Below are 1,004 nucleotides of genomic sequence, written 5' to 3'. Positions count from 1 at the left end.
GAGAACTACCGATCGGATGTGCAGAACGTTGAGCGCTTAGTGATCGAGGCATTAGACATAGYCGATCAAGCTAGGAATCAAGCTCGCGACAGTGCAAAGAAATTTCTGATCGATCTACTAACATCGATGTGGGACAAATCGTCCGCGTACACGACTGCTGTTATTTCCGTTGGTTACGTAGCGCTATTCACATCATGGAGTGCTACAGCGGGCGATATCGCGCCACAGTTTTCACGGCTGGTAGCGGTATTCGGCCTAAGCTCGCTTGCAGTGTTCGTAATATTCGAGGTTGGAAAGATGGTGTGGCAGCACGTGCACGTGATGGCTTTGATACGCCTCATCGGACATCAAGGACCAGCTTTCGATGAGGCACAAAATCGATACAGCTCATTCAGCGCATCAAGCCAAAAAGCGCATCAATGGGTATGGAGCATCGTGCTCGGACTTACGTTGGTCCTGGGAATGACATCCGCTAGCGTTTTGGTATACGCCAACCTAGAGCGGATGTTTGGCCTCTAAAGCGATGACACAGGCCCGGTGTATGTCGTGCCCGGCGCATAGCCGGGGCTGCGCGGGAACACGTCCGGGCGTTGGCCGGGTGCGTAATCGACGGTGCCGCCTGCGCGGCCAGCGTCACCGCCCTCACTCGCTCCGCTCGCAAGGCCGGAGGCGCTGCCGCTTCCGCTCAGGTTGTACAGCGTGTGGGACGTGTAGCCGAGCGCCTCGATGGCCGCCACCTCGATCTGTTCGACTGTCTCTCCGGAGTCGTTGACCCACTCCACCCAGCCCCGCACTCGCCCGCCGACCTCGGCACGCGCGGCGAGCCTGACGCGGCCGAGATCCTGCAGCTTGACGACGAAGCGTTGGTCAGGCGTTAGATCGGCGAACTCATCCCTGGACGGGAGCGATCCTGCTGCGCTCAAGGCACCAGCTTCACCACCCCTGTACACGCCCTTTCGCAGTCTTCCCTCATGACGGCGACCCCCCGCGATCTCATCGTATTG

1 protein-coding gene and 1 pseudogene are annotated in these 1,004 nt (G+C 58.7%); one reads left to right on the top strand and one right to left on the bottom strand.

The annotated features are described in order from the left end of the window. Positions 1-519 (top strand): hypothetical protein (locus tag AC04L7_RS19580; protein ID WP_475513831.1); only part of this gene is annotated, 519 nt, incomplete at its 5' end. Here the strand turns inward: AC04L7_RS19580 and AC04L7_RS19575 are convergent. Continuing rightward, positions 516-1,004 (bottom strand): annotated as a pseudogene (locus AC04L7_RS19575) (hypothetical protein); the annotation flags it as partial. The gene AC04L7_RS19580 and the pseudogene AC04L7_RS19575 overlap by 4 nt on opposite strands.

It is taken from the genome of Pseudoxanthomonas sp. LjRoot204_2, assembly GCF_056175765.1.
The sequence above is the reverse complement of the archived record's forward strand: the minus strand, read 5'-3'. Positions and strand labels throughout refer to the sequence as shown.